Genomic DNA, 17,284 nt, shown 5'->3' with positions numbered 1-17,284 from the left:
GCTATAAAGACATGAAAATTAAGAAATTCAATATCATATATCTGTTATTATTCATCGTAGTGATGAATAATACAAAAGCATTAGCGCAGCAAAGCGCTGATACCTCTTTTGCAAAGATCAAACTGCCGCTTACTACTTTTTTAAGTCTGGTGGGAAAACAGAACCTGGATTATCAGGCTCAAAAATACAATGTAAGTATTGCCGAAGCCGGAATAGAATCTGCGAAAGTATTTCCCGATCCTGAATTATCTTTCGGGGCATTTGATAATCAGAATGCCAGTAAAAAACTGGGCTACGGTTATAATGCCGGCCTGAGCACCACGCTGGAATTAGGCGGAAAAAGAAGATCAAGGATAGATCTGGCCAAAAGTGAGGTAGAGTTAAATAAAGCCATGCTGGAAGATTATTTCCGTAACCTGCGGGCAGATGCGTCACTGGCTTACTACACCGCCATGCAGAACTTTTATATTTTCCAAGTTCAGAAAAACTCCTGGGAGAATATGGATAAGCTGGCCAAGGCTAATTCTATCCGTTTTAAACTGGGCGCTATTACAGAAACAGATGCCCGGCAATCCAAACTGGAAGCTGGCACATTAAGAAATACCTTGTTCCAGAATGAAGCCGACTGGAAAACAGCCCTTGTACAACTCAATTTACTGACCGGAAAAGCTCATGCCGATACATTGTTTATGCCTTCAGGCGATTTTGACAAACTGGACAGGGACTTTTCATTAGGTAACCTGATAGCAAACGCGCAGAATAACAGGGCAGACCTGGTGGTGGCTTTAAACACCAAAACTGCTGCTGAAAAAAGCCTGCAACTGGTTAAGGCCAACCGGACAATTGACCTTGGCATTAACCTGGGAGGTACTTATAATGCGGCAGCTACCAATGAAATAGCGCCAACACCAGCCTACCGTAGTTTGAATGCTGGACTATCCATCCCACTGAAATTCTCCAATCATTATAAAGGGGATATTAAAGCCGCGCAGTATACCATCAAACAATCGGCAGTACAATATGACCAGGTATTGCTGCAAATCCAAACAGAAGTATTGCAATCCTGGATGAATTACAAAGCCGCGCAGAAACAGGCCACGCAGTTTAAGAATGGCTTATTAACCGAAGCGCAAAAAGTGCTGGACGGTAAAACCTACAGCTATAAGCGTGGGGAAACCTCGCTACTGGAGGTTTTGAATGCCCAACGTACCTATAATGATGTACAGCAGAATTACTACCAGGCTTTATTTAATTATGCATCGGCCCTGATTACGCTGGAGCGCTCAGCTGGCATCTGGGATTTACAATAATCAACCGAATCATGAAAAAGCAAATTTACTTAATCTGCTTATCGCAGTTCTTTTTGACCTTGTTTTATTCCTGTGAAAAAGACCCCAGTGGTAATGGCAGTCTAAATATTACGGTGCATTATCATAACCAGCCCGTAGCGGGAGCCAAAGTATATTTAAAAATGGGTGTTTACACCAATCCCAACTTTACAGATAGCCAGTATGACGGCATCCTCACTACAGATGGCAGCGGAATTACTACCTTCAGTAACCTGACACCTGGAAGGTATTATATAAAGGCTATTGGATATGCAAACAAAACAACAGTAAAGGGAGATACAACTGCCACTGTGGTACGCCGCTATAGGGGAGATAATATATCTAACTTTACTATTGATGTACAATAAAGGCTATTTAGTTAAAACGTTTCTAAAACTATGCATAACTTTTTTTGACAAGTGCAAATTTCTGGTTCAATTCAAGCCTGGTAACTATAAATCACATACAGTTTAAACTATAAAATCTTCTGATAAAACAACTATTTTATAAATCCTTTCACTTTTAAATCCTGGATTATGGGCTCTATAAGCCATAAAAAGCTTTCTAAATGTTGAAAGTATTCCCGCTCAGTGGGTACAAACCCCCTTTACAATGCGTAGAGAGGGTTTAGTTTTTAGTGAATAAATGGCTTTATCGCTCGGAAAGCATTGTTTTTGGTTCGATCTACGGTAAGGATGATTCTTTTTATGATATCGTTTTAGTAGTTCACGATAAAGTCTTACAAATGCCAGATTGAAGTCTAATAAGGTCGGTTTGGGGCGAGCTGATTCTTCTTAAGAGCTAATTTCTAGCTTATATCCTTTGCCGCGTATAACAACAATTTTAATATTCGGATCAAATTCCAGTTTTTTTCTAAGTTTTGATATGAACATATCCAGACTGCGCCCCACAATAACACCTTCGTCTTCCCATATCTCTTTTTGCAGCCGGCTTCTCTCTATGGTCTCATTGGGAGACAATGCGAAAATGAGCAATACACGGGTTTCCGTTCCGGTCAGATCTATTGTCTTTCCGTTTATTATGAGCTTCCGATTCTTCGCATCGAACGACACAGCGCCTAAAGTTAATATGTCAGCATACTGACTGGCAGGTAAGGCTCTTCGTGGCTTAACCGATCTCAAAAATACAAAACCAACAAATGCTAAAAATGGCAGACTGCCCAGAAGATATCCATTCTTTGCTATATTTATTCCTGTCGGTTTGAATTTAATGTTGATCATGTAACATGCTCTGGGTTGCGTTCTTCCTTTGCATGGTACAATATCATCTTTTTTATTTTTGGATATAGCGTATCCATAGGCCACACTAGAGTTGCCACAGGTCAGAACGTTAACGACATAATCATGTGCTAACGGGTCTTTGGCCAATAAACGCCCAGTAGTATTCACCAGGGAGTCCGGTCGAAAAGTAAGATCGTTCTCAAACCTGATCTGGTATTCATTTTCTGCGATCTTTTTTACCGGAAGCACCCTTGATGTACTGTCGCCCGACTGTAAGAGTAGTTCATGTCCGATCCTGCGGAGCAAAACTTCCCTCCTGGCGATATCAAAGTCGTCACTGCCTCCCATACTAAAGGCCACGCAGATTACGGAGATAAACGAGAGTAATATCAATCCGCACAGGTATTTGCGTTTTCCGAAGAAGAGATATCGACTAAGATGCATAGTGTCAAGTTTTTATTTACAAAGTTTACATTTTTATTTACAATCCAAATCTCTCAAGCCGAAAAATATCAAAGTAGTTTCGCTGAATTAATTTTGATATGATATGAAAAATAAGAGAAACGTTTTGTCCTGCCTGATCATCATGCTGGCAGCAGTAATCTACTTTCCCGTGCAGGCTCAGCAAAAACCGGGCGCTCAGGATGTTGTTTATCAGCTCGATATAAAAAAAAGCAAACTGTTCTGGAAAGTTCCCAAAAACAGCCATAAGGGTTTTATATTATTTAATTCGGGCACCCTTAGCAGCTTTATTGCCGGCAGGCCAACACGAGGTACTTTCAGTATTAATATGAACAGTATGAGGACTACCGACGAAACTTCAGTTACCAAAAGAAAAGAGGTTGACGATGAGCTGAGAAGCGAAGGCTTCTTTGCTGTTTCAAAACACCCTACTGCCACCATGGTAATTAATAAAATACTGCCGGAACCTGATGGAACAACCTACAAGGTTTACGGTGACCTGACGATTAAAGATCTGACCAAACCTATTGAATTTACAACTATTATGAAGCAAAACGGCAATACCATCACAGCAACGGCAAACACGAACATTAACCGCGAAAATTGGAATATCGATCTTCAACAGAAGCCGAAATCCTGGAACCCATTTGACAGCCTGAAAGACCATCTTGTTGACGATGACATCTCGGTGAGCCTGGAACTGGTATTTACTAAGAAATTATTGTAAGATAACACAAAGAAAAAATGAAAACCTACGCACAGATTTATGCTTTGTTCTTGACGCTTGTTTTTTGCACTTCTTGTAGGGGGCATGTCAAAACAGACCTGCCAAAAGATAATATCAAGTACGAAACCAAAGACATAATCACTTCTCATGGGCCTACCCAACAAATGATTCGTAATATAAAAAAAGGCAGAAATGGCACCATTTTGATGACTGGCTCAAACAGCACATCATTTGGTGATGTTTTTCGATACGATGGAAAATCATTTACTAATCTCACTAGTAAATTAGGTTCGCACAGATTCTGGGATGTCCTGGAAGATCGACGCGGAAATATTTGGTTCACTTCTATTGATTCAGGCGTTTATTATTACAACGGGAAATCCTTTCAGAATTTCACAACCAGGGAGGGGCTTGCCAATAATGAGGTTTTTTCTATTTATGAAGATAGGGCCGGCATTATTTGGTTCGGCACCGGAGGTGGAGTAAGCCGTTACGATGGAAAATCTTTTCGAAATTTTACAACTAAAGAAGGACTACCCAGTAATAATATTACTACTATTATGGAAGACAAAACCGGGAAATTATGGTTTGGCACAAGGGGCGAGGCCTTCATTTATGATGGAAAAACATTTACCACCCTCACCAATAAAGACGGTAAAGGCTTTAACAACGTTTGGTCGATAATCGAAGATAGAAGAGGCAATATTTGGTTCGGTGACAATGGCCTTTGGCGCTATGACGGAAGAACCTTTACCAAGGTATCGCAGAGAGGTGTTTATGCTATAATCGAAGATAAAAAAGGAAACATCTGGACTACTGGTGTAGTAAATCCTCCTATTGGGAAGATATGGGCACTGTCCCGTTATGATGCAAAGTCCTTGTACAATAAAAAGCTCACTGTAACCGAAATTATGTCAGGACCACCAGCTTTTTTGGGGATCTTGGAAGCTAACGATGGAAGTATTTGGTTTGGAGCTGATGGCGGAGTGTATCATTATGATGGAAAGAACATTAAAAGATTTTAAGGGTAACGAGGGTCAACATTAAGGTGCATTGCTGATAATTTAAATCAGCGGGTTTGAAACACTTCAATACCGGGTTAAATTGAGGGGCAGTGGTTCGACCTCAATCCCGCTTTGATTATCTTTAATGTGTCCTATAATCACATAAAAGAGCAATCTGCTTCAAATCTTCTATAAATTGGTTCGACATTGGCCTGACTTTGTGTACTGGAAAAGTTAGGTGCTACCGAACTTTATTGTAATAATTAAAAAAACTCTTTACGATGATGTAGAGAGGGTTTTTACTTTTTTAGTTTTCGGTTCAATTCAAACCTGCCAAATACAAATCCTAAATAACTTCATGACTATCTGAATTGATAGTAAAAAGAGACTGTTAATTAGTTGTGATTAGTAAGTAAAGCGTTAAATAAATTGAGGACGCTTTTTAAAAGAGGGATAAAGCGTGAATCTTCGCGCCTTATCCCTCCCAGTCGGACAGCTCGTAATCAATCCAGACCGGGTGGCACTATGAATTGATAGCCGACCGGTGCAAACTATTACACCTCGTTCTTTGCCCGGTTCCTAGTGAACCACTCCTGATTTTTTTATTGAGCAATAAGCTTCCATTGCTGATTATAGCTCGAGCCGCTCGTCCACTGTTGCATAACAGATCCATTGGCCGTCAGACCTCCTGTATCAAGACACTTTCCTGTTGCAAGGTTAATGATCTTATAATAACCGCCTCCTGCGGAAACTATTGACCAGCGCTGCGTACTATTGGTATTTACTGTATTTTGTTTAACAGACGATCCATCTGCAGTATTACCTCCTGTATCCACACATTCTTTTCCCGTTACACAGCTCAAAGTATAATAGCCATTGGTGTAGCTCACGTTCCATTTCTGGTTAGAACTTGTACCATCAGCCCATTGAGCTATAGTTGCACCATCAGTTGTGCTACCTAAATTATCAAGATTAAGGCCGGATGCTCGGTTTTGAAGCTTGTACCGGCCGTCAGCAATTGGCCCCAGCCAAACTGGTGATGCAGTCAGTTTCCATGACCACCTGTACATATTTGCAGTACCCGGACTAACCTCTATCAACGTGTCATTTGCCTTATACCAACGATAGGTATCAATGTCATTAACACCCGACCATGCTATTGTGCCCATAGAATTATCTTTGGCATAGGAAAGTGTTCCGGTTAAAAATGCCTGGTCAACATACACGCCAGTATCCCACTGCCACCAGAAACTCATGTTCCTGAATGTCTCGATACCAATTTCTGTGACCACGGTACGGGCCGCATAAGAACCCGTTCTGGCCGACATAATACTATAATAACTTGACCAAACATCATAGGAGCCCCAAAACCACCAATAACAGTGTAACCCCAGATATTGATTGGTCAATCTTGTATCGGCTCCAACGGTAGTGACATCAGCGGCGTAGCCTGTACCATCCAGGATACATTTCCCGTTAGCGGGGCTAAATGTGGTCAGAAAACCAGCATATAAATTATTTAAATCAGTACTTGAATAATCAACCGGCTCGTTAATGGGTTCATATAATACCGAAGTATTATTTTTATATACATTGTCCACCGTTTGCCACATGGTAGTCCATTGTGTGGCATCAGGTACATGATGCACGCCTACAGGCCAATAACAAAGTATCACCTTACACCCATTCAATACGATAGCATTTATGGCAGCCTGGTATACGGGCCAATAAGTAGAACTTGATGCTGTCCATGGATTTATGGGCATTCTGATAGTAGTTCCACCGCTTACTTTAACGGCGCTGGAAATACGGGTACCTACCGCGGCGGCTTGTGTTGTAGTCAGCGATGCGGTCATACCACTAGGCAGAACAACTCTTCCATCCCCCTCATTACCATTAGGATCGGCCCAGTTGATGCCCCGAAAAGGGTTCGTATTATCTGTTCCGGTTGCTGTCACAGCAAGATGACTTTTCGAAGCTGCGCCTGCTGCCGTAGTAGATTTTTTTAAAGCATCTTTTGAACAGCCCGCTGAAATGGCTATCAAGCAGCATACTCCCTGAAGAATTAAGTTTCTTTTCATTGGTTTTAAGTTTAAGGTTTATTGTATTTGATTTAAGTTTGGAATGTTCTCTTCCTATACCAATCTTTTTGGTTGTAAGAAAACCCTCACAACCAAAAGAATCGGCAATCAATTATTGGTTATATGTTATTACTGATTAATAGCCTGGGTTTTGTGTCAGATTTTTATTATTCTGTAGTTCAACCTGGGGTATTGGCCATAGCCATCCTTTTGAGGTATCAAAAACACGAGTGGTTTTCTTTTCGCGCTCAAACTGCCAGGTGGCAGCTGAAGCAGGATTTGACAGTTTTGAAATGACATATCCGTAAACATCATGCACAGTGCTTACATCTTCCCAACGCCGCATGTCAGAATACCGTGTGGCTTCCATAGCAAACTCAACCCTTCGCTCATGTCTTACTACAGCTCTTAACTGAGCCTGCGATAAACCCGTTCCTTCAATAATTTCAACTTTAGGCATGTTTACCGAAGTCCGTTGCCTTACCTGATCTATCAAGTCATAAACTTCCTGAGAAGTGCTGCCACTTTCAATCAAGGCCTCTGCACGCATCAACAAAATATCAGCATAGCGCATCAATATAAAATTAAGACCAGCATTATAAGGGTCGGTGCCTATGTTGGCATATTTTCTTGGTCGCGCACCGGTCAATTGTCCATCACTTGCCGGAATATAAATAACCGACCCGAACTGTGAGCCCGGCAAAACAAATGTAGCAGCCAGTCGCGGATCCCTGCTTACAAATGGTTGTTGACTGTTATAGCCTGATGCGGCAGAACTTATGGGAAGCCCCGATTGTGTATAATAAGTGTCAATAATATCGGCAGTAACTCCAGGTGTTGGCCACACAACAAATGAAAGGGTAAAGCTTGGCCAGGGTTGTGCACGGCTGTTTTCCAGGTATTGTATATCAAATATCACCTCGCTGTTGTTTTCATTAGCTTCCGTAAACAATCCTCCGTAATCAGGAAAAAGGGAATACACCCCTAAATCCATCACTTGCTTGGCAGCAGCAGCCGCCTCGGCCCAATTTTTATTGTACAATAGCGCCCGGGTTTTAAAAGATAGTGCAGCCCCTTTGGTAGCCCGGCCTACATCAGTTGATGCATAGCTATTGGGAAGCACCGAGGCTGCATAATTAAAATCAGCCAGGGCCGAATCCAATACGGTTTGCTTGGCAGTCCGAGATACTGCAGCTTCTGATAAAGGAAGCGTTTTAAGTACTAAAGGTACATCGCCATAAAAGTGAACCAGATCGGCATACATCACTCCCCGAAGCATACGGGCCTCCCCTCTCATTGCATTTTTCAATGACGCATCCATGGTTACTGTGCCAATGTTTTCCAGAAAAGTATTGGCGCGCGCAATAGTTTGGTAAGCTATTGTCCATTTATTGGTTGCCCGCCAACTGCTGGAATTTTGTTGCCATGCACTAAAGTCAAGCGAACCCTGCCAGCTATCCTGACAATAATTATTGTCAGACATGAAATCGTACTGATACCAGTTATCGTTATAGGCAGAATAAATACCCATTAAAGCCAATTTTGCCTGTGTAGGTCCGGTAAAGAAAGTTTGGGTATCAAACTGGTCTAATGGCGTTTTGTCTAATATATTTTTTTTACACGCCGACATCATCATCAAGATGAGGACTGCGCCTATGATATTCTTAATTTTCATAATCTTTTTTTTATGGATGATAATCCTATTGAATTATCCATTTTAACACACAATTAGTTTAGAAATTCACGTTGCCACCTATAGTAAAAATGCGGGTTTGGGGGTAAGCTTCGGCCCTGGTTTCACCTACGGGCTGCTCAGGATCGTAACCTTTAAACTTGGTGAACGTAAATGCATTCTGCACATTTCCATAAATCCTGAAATTGCCTATTTTCATTCGTTGCAATAGCTTTGCAGGCAGCGTATAACCTAATTCAATGCTTTTAACACGCAGATAAGACGCGTTTTCCATATAATAGGACGATGCTATGGTTCTTCTGGCATCATCCAATGTTAGCCGTGGGATGTTGGTGTTTGTATGATCTGGTGTCCATCTGTTCAGCCACCAAATCCCAGTATTACTAAACCCTGAGAATTCTTCAAAAATTTCGAGACTTTGGTATCCGTTAATACCCTGGACACCCTGAAGGAATAATGTAAAATCAAAACCTTTCCAGGCCAGGTTCACTTGTGCCGAATACGCTATATCCGGAAATTGCTTGCCAATAACCGTACGATCTTTATCCATCGTTACTTTACCATCGCCATTAAGGTCGGCAAACTTCAAATCTCCGGGTAATGCCGAATAATTATCAACCGACACAACACCCGGCTTTAAAACATATTGCCTGCTTGAAGGAGTTATACCCGGATCACTATTATTTTGCCATGTAAAATCAGATATCTGGTACAAACCCGCTACTTTGTAACCATAAAAGGCATTAACCGCGCTTCCTTCAACCAGTGCTTTTACGCCATTGATGATTGGACTTGTACCGTATAAATCGGTAACCTTATTAGTAATGTGCGATATGTTCATGGTAACATTCAGCTTCATATGGTTATCAAAAACCTTTTTATATGAAGCCATAAACTCTATACCCTGATTCTTTACTTTTCCAACGTTTTGATAAGGTGGAGCGTAGGCTCCCATAGTTATGGGAATAGGAACCTGCAATAGTATGTTATCGGTGTATTTCCAGAAATAATCGGCTGTTATAGTGAAGTTGTGAAAAAGCGATGCATCAATACCAATGTTGGTTTGTGTGGTGGTTTCCCAGGTAGTGTTTACATTGGCCAGGGAAGTCACCGCTACGCCTGGGGCTAATGTTCCCCCTAAGGAATAGTTTTGTCCGGATGAGAGTACCTGACTGGCAGCATACCGGGAATTGATGTTCTGGTTACCCAGTTTACCCCATGAACCTCGGATTTTAAGATTACTGACCCATGAAACACCTTTCATAAAATCCTCCTGCCCTAGCCGCCAACCAGCCGAAAACGAAGGAAATGCACCCCACTGCTTACCTTTGGCAAAACGTGATGAGCCATCACGGCGCACATTAGCCTCAAATAAATACTTGTCGGCGTAGGAATACCCTAATCTGCCGAAATATGATTCTAAACCCAGTGCGCTGGCACTGCTGTTATTAGTTTGGGTTGAAGCATCTCCTAAAGCAATTTCCTGCTGCGTGTTGTTAACAAAACCGCTCCGGTAAGCACTTACCCAATTAGAATCAAACTCCTCCTGGGAGTAACCTGCTAAAAGATTTATATTATGTTTCTTAAAATTTTTCACATAGCGAAGCAAGGCGGTAAGCTGGGTTTGCGAATCCTGCGCATTCTGATCTGTAAGATTAGCTACGTTTACGTTGTAACCACCACCCAATTTAGCTGTAGTAAAATTGGGGTTAAAAGATTTACCATGATTCTGTGTCCAGCTATACCCGTATGAAAGCTCGGCCGTCAAACCATTTAGTAATCTATAGTTAGCACCAAATATGGTATTGATCTGGGATTTAAGGTTAGTACTCAAACTCCCCGTCATGATTTCCCCGTAATAATTATTTTCACCATTTACGGCTACATATTCGCCGGCGGCATTTTTTAACGGCCATATAGGTGCATTATTGGCATACCATTTAGCTTGCCATTCATTACTGGATGTTTGTGTGGTTCCCCTGCTACCAAATATATTGGCGGATAGCTTAAGCCTGTTATCCTTTAAAAAGTAGGCATCTAAATTTGACCGAAAAGTATAACGATTATAGGTATTACCTACCAGAATGCCATCCTGATCAAGGTATCCGAGCATAAAGGCGTAATTAAGATTGTCAGTTCCCCCGGAAAGATTCAAATGGTGGTTCTGCATATTGGCTTTATTATAAAAAACCTTTAAATAGTTGGTGTTGGGATATAAAATATCTGAACCATTCGCATATTTCGCTATATCTGAAGCAGAGTATTTTGCCTGTTGGCCGGTGTTAATGGCTGCTTCATTATACAATGTAGCATATTGTACCGAGTTCATGGTTTTAGGCAGCGCCGTAGGGTCTTGAACACCCCAATAAGTATCGTATGATAATTTCACTTTTTTATTACTACCCCGTTTGGTAGTAACAATAATAACCCCATTTGCCGCCCTGCTGCCATATATAGCTGAAGAAGCCGCATCTTTCAGCACGGAGAACGATTGTATATCGGCCGGATTGACATCATCCATACTTCCGGGCAATCCGTCAATAAGTACTAAAGGGTCGCTGTTATTTAGTGTTCCGACACCTCTTATATTAATAGTGGCGCCATCTCCACCGGCTTTACCTGATGCCTGCAATGCATAAACGCCGGGAACCTGCCCTTGTAGTGCCGCACTTGAACTGGTTAAAGGTCTTGACCCAAGGTCTTCCATATTAACGGTATTAACAGCCCCTGTAAGATTTACCTTTTTTTCTGTGCCATACCCCACCACTACTACTTCGCTCAGATCCTTTGGCGCCTCCCTTAAATGAATAGTTAATATATCCTGGCCACGAGTGGAAACCTCCTGCGAAGTGAAACCTACAAAACTGATGATCAACGTATTGTTTGCATCGGGAATATCCAGTAGGAATTTACCGTTAACATCAGTAACGGTACCGGTTGTGGTGCCTTTAACCTTGATTGTTACTCCAGGGAGCGGGATCCCTTTTTCATCGGTGACAATACCCTGTATCTTTTGTAACACCAGGCTATTGTTGGCCCCCGGGTCAGTCAGGTCAATCGCCTTTTTCACCAAAATAGTACGGTTAATGATTTTATAAGTAAACGGTGTGTTTTTAAAACATTGGTCAAGTACCTGTTCAACGGAAGCATTAGTTAGTTCCAGACTTACATGGCGTGAAGATGACAGATCATTTATTTTGAAAAGAAAATGGTAACTACTTTGATCTTCAATGAGCTTCAAAACCTTTTCTATCGAAATGTTTTTTTGACGTATGGTCACCTGCTGGCTAAAGCTCTTGGCACTCACTTGTATAAATGCTGCGATCAGGAAAATAGCAGTGAGTTTCATGGTTAATATTATTGAGGTACAATCAGGCCATGCCGTGGGCATTACCTTATGATTTAATTTCATATTTTTACAATGTTTGGGTAAGTAATAATGTCAATTCGTCAATTGGTTTTAGGCACCCAAATACTGCCGGGAAGTGGTTCGAACACTTTTCGGCTTTTTTATAAAATCTAAGATCAATGGATCTGGGTATTATAAAGTGGGGTGCCTTTTAAGGGCAGAGTTAAATTTGTATTTCTTCTTTCATTAGCTCATCATTTTAGGTTAAAAATTAGTTGGTTATAATTTTATTATATTGGTTTTAATTGGTTCTGCCTGCTCATCTTACACGTAATTACACCTTAATCTTTTATGATCAGGTTTTTCCCATCAAGCGTATAATTTACTCCCATATACTTGATCATCGTAAGCATTTCAGAAAGGTTTACATTTCGGGATATCCTCCCTCTATACAAGATATGGGTGGGTGGGCCAGCGTAAATAATGTTAATATCATACCACCTGGCAGCCTGCCGCATGATTGATGTGATATCGGCTCTATTAAATTCAAAAATTCCGTTTTTCCAGGCCACTGCTTCCTCTATATTCACATCTGCGGCAATGTTCATTTCATCGCTTTCGTTTAACAGGGCCTGGTCGCCGGGCTTTAAAGTGCCAACTGCTTGTTTACCTTTTATTTTTACCGAACCCTCCAACAGCGTTGTTTTGGAGAACGCTTCATCCGGATAATCATTTACATTAAAATGCGTACCTAAAACGGTAATTTCAGCCCGTGTTGATTTTACAATAAATGGCTTCGCAGGGTTCCTGGCGACCTCAAAATAGACCTCCCCACTAATTTCCACCTGTCTTGTTCTACCGCTAAAACTGGCTGGGAACTTCAAATAAGATAATGCATTCAGCCACACTTTGGTTCCATCAGGTAAAATCACCTGATACTGTCCGCCCTTGGGTGTGCTGATGATATTGAATTGGTCATTACCAGAAGTAGCACCATCTCTATTAACCTTATAAACCAGCAATCCTTCTGTGGTTTTAGACACCTTAACATTGCCTTGCCTGGTTAACAAACCTTTTTTCGCGTTATTCAAAATAATTTTAGAGCCATCAGCTAGCGTCAATATGGCATTATTACCTCCGGGCGGAATATCATGTAGTTGTAACTTGGCTATTTCAGATACAACTTTATGACGACTGGAGAACATGGAATAAAGCGAAAAACCTATAATCAGTGCAACGGAGGCTGCCACAGCAATTTTAGGCCATAACCTAAAAGTTTTATCCACACCACTTTGTTGCGTCCCATCAATATTTAAGACAGGCCTCTGTCTGTTTACAGCATCAATATTCAATGGTACTGTATTATTACTATCGTTGATTTCGTTTAAAATTTGCGCAAATAGTTTCTCCTTAACAAGATCTTTCTCATCATCCCGAAGTGCAACAAGGCTTTCAGGTGTATTATCAAATGACCTGAACCATTGATATACCTCCCTGATCTCATCAGGCGTGCAATTTCCAGACAGGTATCTTTCAATCACTTCAACTGAAATGTTTTTTTCCATTAAAAAGGATTATTAAAAATGGCTTACTCTTGGTTTATTATTAAGTGAAGTCAATTAAAGTAGCCGTACCCCCTAAATAAATCTGAAAAAAATTTCCTGACAAAAATGAACCCATACGACATGGTATTGTAACCGACAGCATGAGAGCCGCGAACAGCGCTTATATATGATTTCTGAGTACCAGAATGGCCAGCAGCAGCGAGCTCTTCAAATTAATACGGAGGCAACGGATGGCATTGGTAATGTGGTTCTCCACAGTTTTTTCGGATATATTTAAGAGACGGGCAATTTCCTTATTGGACTTATTCCCGATACGACTAAGCTCAAATACAGAACGACAACGTGTAGGAAGCTTCTCCAGCTCTTTATTAATAATGCCTTGCAGATCATTTAAATGCACCATATCCTCCGTTGAAGTATCAAGCTGCTCTGCAACAGCAATATAGGACAATTGCAAATACTGGTTTTTATGGGCTTCCTTCTTGAGGTGATTGATGATCAAATAACTTATAGATGAAAATAGATAGGCTTTTAAGGATTCGTTAATCCTGATAGTACTTCTGTTTTGCCAAAATTTAGTAAAAAAGTTCTGTACTATTTCTTCTGAAGCCTCCCTGCATCTGAGCCTTTTATTAGTAAAAACATACAGTTTATACCAATACCGGTTATATATTTCTTTAAAAGCTACGAGTTCATCACTTTGGATTAAACCCGTAAGTTCTTCATCTGAAAGTTCGGGATACCCTTTCATTAGTGTTAGTCGCTTATTAGAGGCGTTGTTTATATTAATTGGTTCATCGAAGGTCTGTAACAAATTTGGCAATTTCTGATTACAATCCAGCTTAGTTAATTGTTAAATATACAATTAAATTTTTATTGTCTTTTTTTTCATGCCGAAAATATTCCTTATCCACAAAATATATACCGTAAACACATTATTTAATTCACATGGCCGGGCAGCTGCGTTCGACGAAATAAACACAGAGAATTAATTTTCCTATTAACACATAAATTATTTATAAACAACAAATTACATACAAATAACTATAATTAATTATCTCATCCATACTTTTCACGATTTGCGAAAGAGTAAAGATTAAAGGTAAAGGCGATCAAATGCTGTCGCCTGATATTGTTTTAACTTTAATGGCGTGATGTATGGTTATAACAGATATGGATAACATAACTTGTATAAACTACAATTAAATAAAATCTCACTTCCTTAGCGTCTGGCGATACTAGTCCGATCATTTATCTAATCCAATATAGTCCGGCATAGCGCTTAGATAGCTATAATCAATTGTGGCCAGGGGACAACACTGGCAAAAGGTAATGCCATGTTTTAGGAGTTAAAATATTTGTGGTAAAATGATAACTAATTAAAAAATGGTTGGTTTATTTTTTAATCATCTTTTAAAGAAAGAGAACAGCCCACCCGATTTCCATTCCTGTTTTCTTTTCAATGCTTCCTCATTTTCGGGTGCCACTTTCAAAATATTATTTACGGTCTCCATAGCTGCATCAGCTTCACCGGTTGCTTTACACGCATCTGCATATTGTAGTGCAGCTTTTATCCATGTTTCATCCCACTTCCACCCATTTCTATCATAACAAGCTATCGCTGCCAATGAAAAATCTATACATTCGTCCCACTGTTTCAAAGCATAACTGCACTGCGCCAGGCTCATATTGGTATCACAGATGATGCCTTCCTCATTTTCATTTCCTGGCTGGCAGGTACCGAGCAAGATATTTAAATTTTCTTTGGCGCTGTTATAATCTTCCAGGTTGAGGTATGACATGCCTCGCATAAAATATACCTTTTGAATAGAATCAACCGTGATCGCGTCACCCTTTACCGACTGATAATTATTGGCACACGCTATGCATTGCTTATACTCCTCCAGTTGATAATAATTTTGCATCAACATATACCATGATGAGTTGTCGTCGGGGTTTTTATTCAGCTGCTCCTTCCAGGTCTGGGTGGCATCTTCCAGGCTTTCTCCATCTAACAAGTCCTGGCGTATATTTTGAACCACAATGTACCTTTGACTTAATATAAACAACTCCTGCTCGTCCAGTTCGCTCCCGTAAGTATTAATAAAGCTGTTATACTCCTCTTCTATCGTGGTTAAAAGTTCCCGGGCCTCATCCTTTCGACCCAACTCATAGACGGCTGTCAGTTGCTTACCCTTTAGATCGATATAATCTTCAAATCCTAAATACTCACTGCTGTAAGCGCCTAACTGTTCCACCACCTCAATGATTTCTTCATATCTTTGAAGAGCCAACAACGCGGTTCCCAAACTGGACAACTGTTCCCAGAAAGGTGATAAAGAATAGCCCAATTTATGTACTTCAATCGCGCTTTCATATTCTCCCAGCTCACTTAAAGCTATACCATAATTGTTGCAGCACATGGCAAAAATATGTGGCTCATTGGCAGCGCCGTCGCCTTTATCATTATAGAAGTAATCATAAAAGCCATCATAAGCAATTTTATAAAAATTTGCCCTTATCTGCAGCAGCTCCCGGGCAATAACCGCATTGCTGATACTACTTTCAGATTCATAGAAAAAGCTTACCCCTGCATTATAGTACATCACAGGTGAGTCTTTAGGCCATTTTTCTATTGTTGGCAGTTGGCCTTTTATCCGGTATGATACTTCAATGAAGCGTTGTAAACCAAGTGCCAAGCCGCCCAATTCCACACTCTTTTGTAGGTATGGAAAAGCCTCATCGTAGCTTTTAGCCTCATACAATGTGGCACCGGCATAGTGATAAGGAATAAGCCAATCGGGATATATCTTGATATAATGCTGTGCAAAATTCAACATTTCAACTGTATCACATTCCAGGCGCTCCGGATATATTTTGAGCGCGATAAACATAGCGTATATGATGGGTTGATTGACGACACCTCGCCTGGTCAACTCATTCAACCTGTAATACAACGTTATTAAATTTTCATCAATATCAGCATCGGCACTGCCCGAAAACAAAGCTATATGGGCTACCTCTCCACCCAATTCATATTCCTGGTGGTCAAGCGCAAGATTAGAGATCAGGCAATAAATGTTCACATCCTTATATCGATGTACTAATCCTTCTTTAAAGGTTTCCAGGGCCTTAGCAGGGTCATTTTTATGGTACAGATAAAGGTTTGCTTTTTTAGCATATAACAAGCCCTGCTCATGATCTGCCAAACTACGGTTTTCAACAATGTGTGCCTTGTTTAGTTTTATTAACAGATCCAAGTCCTTCAAAGCGCTATCTATGTCGCCCGTTTGATAATGGGCTTCCTGCCGATAAGTAATAGCCTTAATCCTGGTATCAAGATGGATTGATGCCATTAACTGATCGCAGTACATTATAGATCCTGGTAAATTTGTGCCCTTTATGAAAATGTTGATATAAGCTAAATACAACATGGCCTCCTCATGATCAGGCGTCAGTTTCAGCAGTTCTTCAAAACTGTTAATGGCAGTAGCTAACAGCTCATCCGCGTTTTCGTTATTATAAGATAACTGATACGCGCACTTTGCTTTAAGTAAAAGGCCATCCAAATTTTGAGGATTAAAAAGCAGGAAAAGGTTTACAGCTTCAAGGCATTCCTGGAAATTGCCTTCGTTATAAATTGATTGTAAATGCTCAATATCTACCATGCTTTGTTGTTGCTGCATATGATTTTTTTATTGAATACTAAGTGTAACAACAAAATTGCAGACAACCAGCACAGGATACCTAATTTGAGGATTCTACAAAACGTCTACTCATCTACAGCCTGGCGTCTACAATATATCTACACATTTTATAAAAATCTGATTATAT

11 protein-coding genes are annotated in these 17,284 nt (G+C 40.5%); 4 read left to right on the top strand and 7 right to left on the bottom strand.

What is annotated here, in order from left to right; translation table 11 throughout:
• Positions 1–11: 11 nt before the first annotated feature.
• The gene (locus tag AC57BQ_RS07110; protein ID WP_496405613.1) at positions 12–1,310 is read left to right on the top strand and encodes a TolC family protein; all 1,299 of its coding nucleotides are present in this window, start codon (positions 12–14) and stop codon (positions 1,308–1,310) included.
• A gap of 11 nt (positions 1,311–1,321) precedes the next feature.
• Complete coding sequence (locus tag AC57BQ_RS07105; RefSeq protein ID WP_496405612.1) at positions 1,322–1,696, top strand: hypothetical protein; 375 nt, start codon at positions 1,322–1,324, stop codon at positions 1,694–1,696.
• Positions 1,697–2,122: 426 nt separating this feature from the next.
• Here AC57BQ_RS07105 and AC57BQ_RS07100 read toward each other — a convergent pair whose 3' ends face one another.
• Positions 2,123–3,013: a winged helix-turn-helix domain-containing protein gene (locus AC57BQ_RS07100; protein ID WP_496405611.1), complete on the bottom strand. Its 891-nt coding sequence runs from the start codon at positions 3,011–3,013 to the stop codon at positions 2,123–2,125.
• A gap of 103 nt (positions 3,014–3,116) precedes the next feature.
• On the opposite strand from AC57BQ_RS07100, the gene AC57BQ_RS07095 reads away from it, so the two are divergent.
• A complete protein-coding gene (locus AC57BQ_RS07095) occupies positions 3,117–3,758 on the top strand; it encodes a YceI family protein (protein ID WP_496405610.1) in 642 nt (213 codons plus the stop codon).
• Positions 3,759–3,775: 17 nt separating this feature from the next.
• Positions 3,776–4,783, top strand: coding sequence for a ligand-binding sensor domain-containing protein (locus tag AC57BQ_RS07090; protein ID WP_496405609.1), 1,008 nt, complete (start codon positions 3,776–3,778; stop codon positions 4,781–4,783).
• A 581-nt stretch (positions 4,784–5,364) separates the two neighbouring features.
• Here the strand turns inward: AC57BQ_RS07090 and AC57BQ_RS07085 are convergent.
• The 6 genes from AC57BQ_RS07085 to AC57BQ_RS07060 all read right to left on the bottom strand — a co-directional run bounded on the left by AC57BQ_RS07085 (position 5,365) and on the right by AC57BQ_RS07060 (position 17,136).
• Positions 5,365–6,843, bottom strand: coding sequence for an RICIN domain-containing protein (locus AC57BQ_RS07085; RefSeq protein WP_496405608.1), 1,479 nt, complete (start codon positions 6,841–6,843; stop codon positions 5,365–5,367).
• Between the two features lie 136 nt (positions 6,844–6,979).
• Entirely contained in the window at positions 6,980–8,518 is a 1,539-nt protein-coding gene (locus tag AC57BQ_RS07080) for a RagB/SusD family nutrient uptake outer membrane protein (protein WP_496405607.1), read from the bottom strand.
• Positions 8,519–8,576: 58 nt separating this feature from the next.
• Positions 8,577–11,948 (bottom strand): TonB-dependent receptor, encoded by a 3,372-nt coding sequence (locus AC57BQ_RS07075; protein ID WP_496405606.1) that lies wholly within the window; start codon positions 11,946–11,948, stop codon positions 8,577–8,579.
• Between the two features lie 278 nt (positions 11,949–12,226).
• Entirely contained in the window at positions 12,227–13,450 is a 1,224-nt protein-coding gene (locus tag AC57BQ_RS07070; RefSeq protein ID WP_496405605.1) for a FecR family protein, read from the bottom strand.
• 160 nt (positions 13,451–13,610) lie between these two features.
• Entirely contained in the window at positions 13,611–14,201 is a 591-nt protein-coding gene (locus tag AC57BQ_RS07065) for an RNA polymerase sigma-70 factor (RefSeq protein ID WP_496405604.1), read from the bottom strand.
• 655 nt (positions 14,202–14,856) lie between these two features.
• A complete protein-coding gene (locus tag AC57BQ_RS07060; RefSeq protein WP_496405603.1) occupies positions 14,857–17,136 on the bottom strand; it encodes a tetratricopeptide repeat protein in 2,280 nt (759 codons plus the stop codon).
• Positions 17,137–17,284: the final 148 nt, after the last annotated feature.

This window comes from Mucilaginibacter sp. BGA-UO-ETr-C110, from assembly GCF_059567985.1.
The sequence above is the reverse complement of the archived record's forward strand: the minus strand, read 5'-3'. Positions and strand labels throughout refer to the sequence as shown.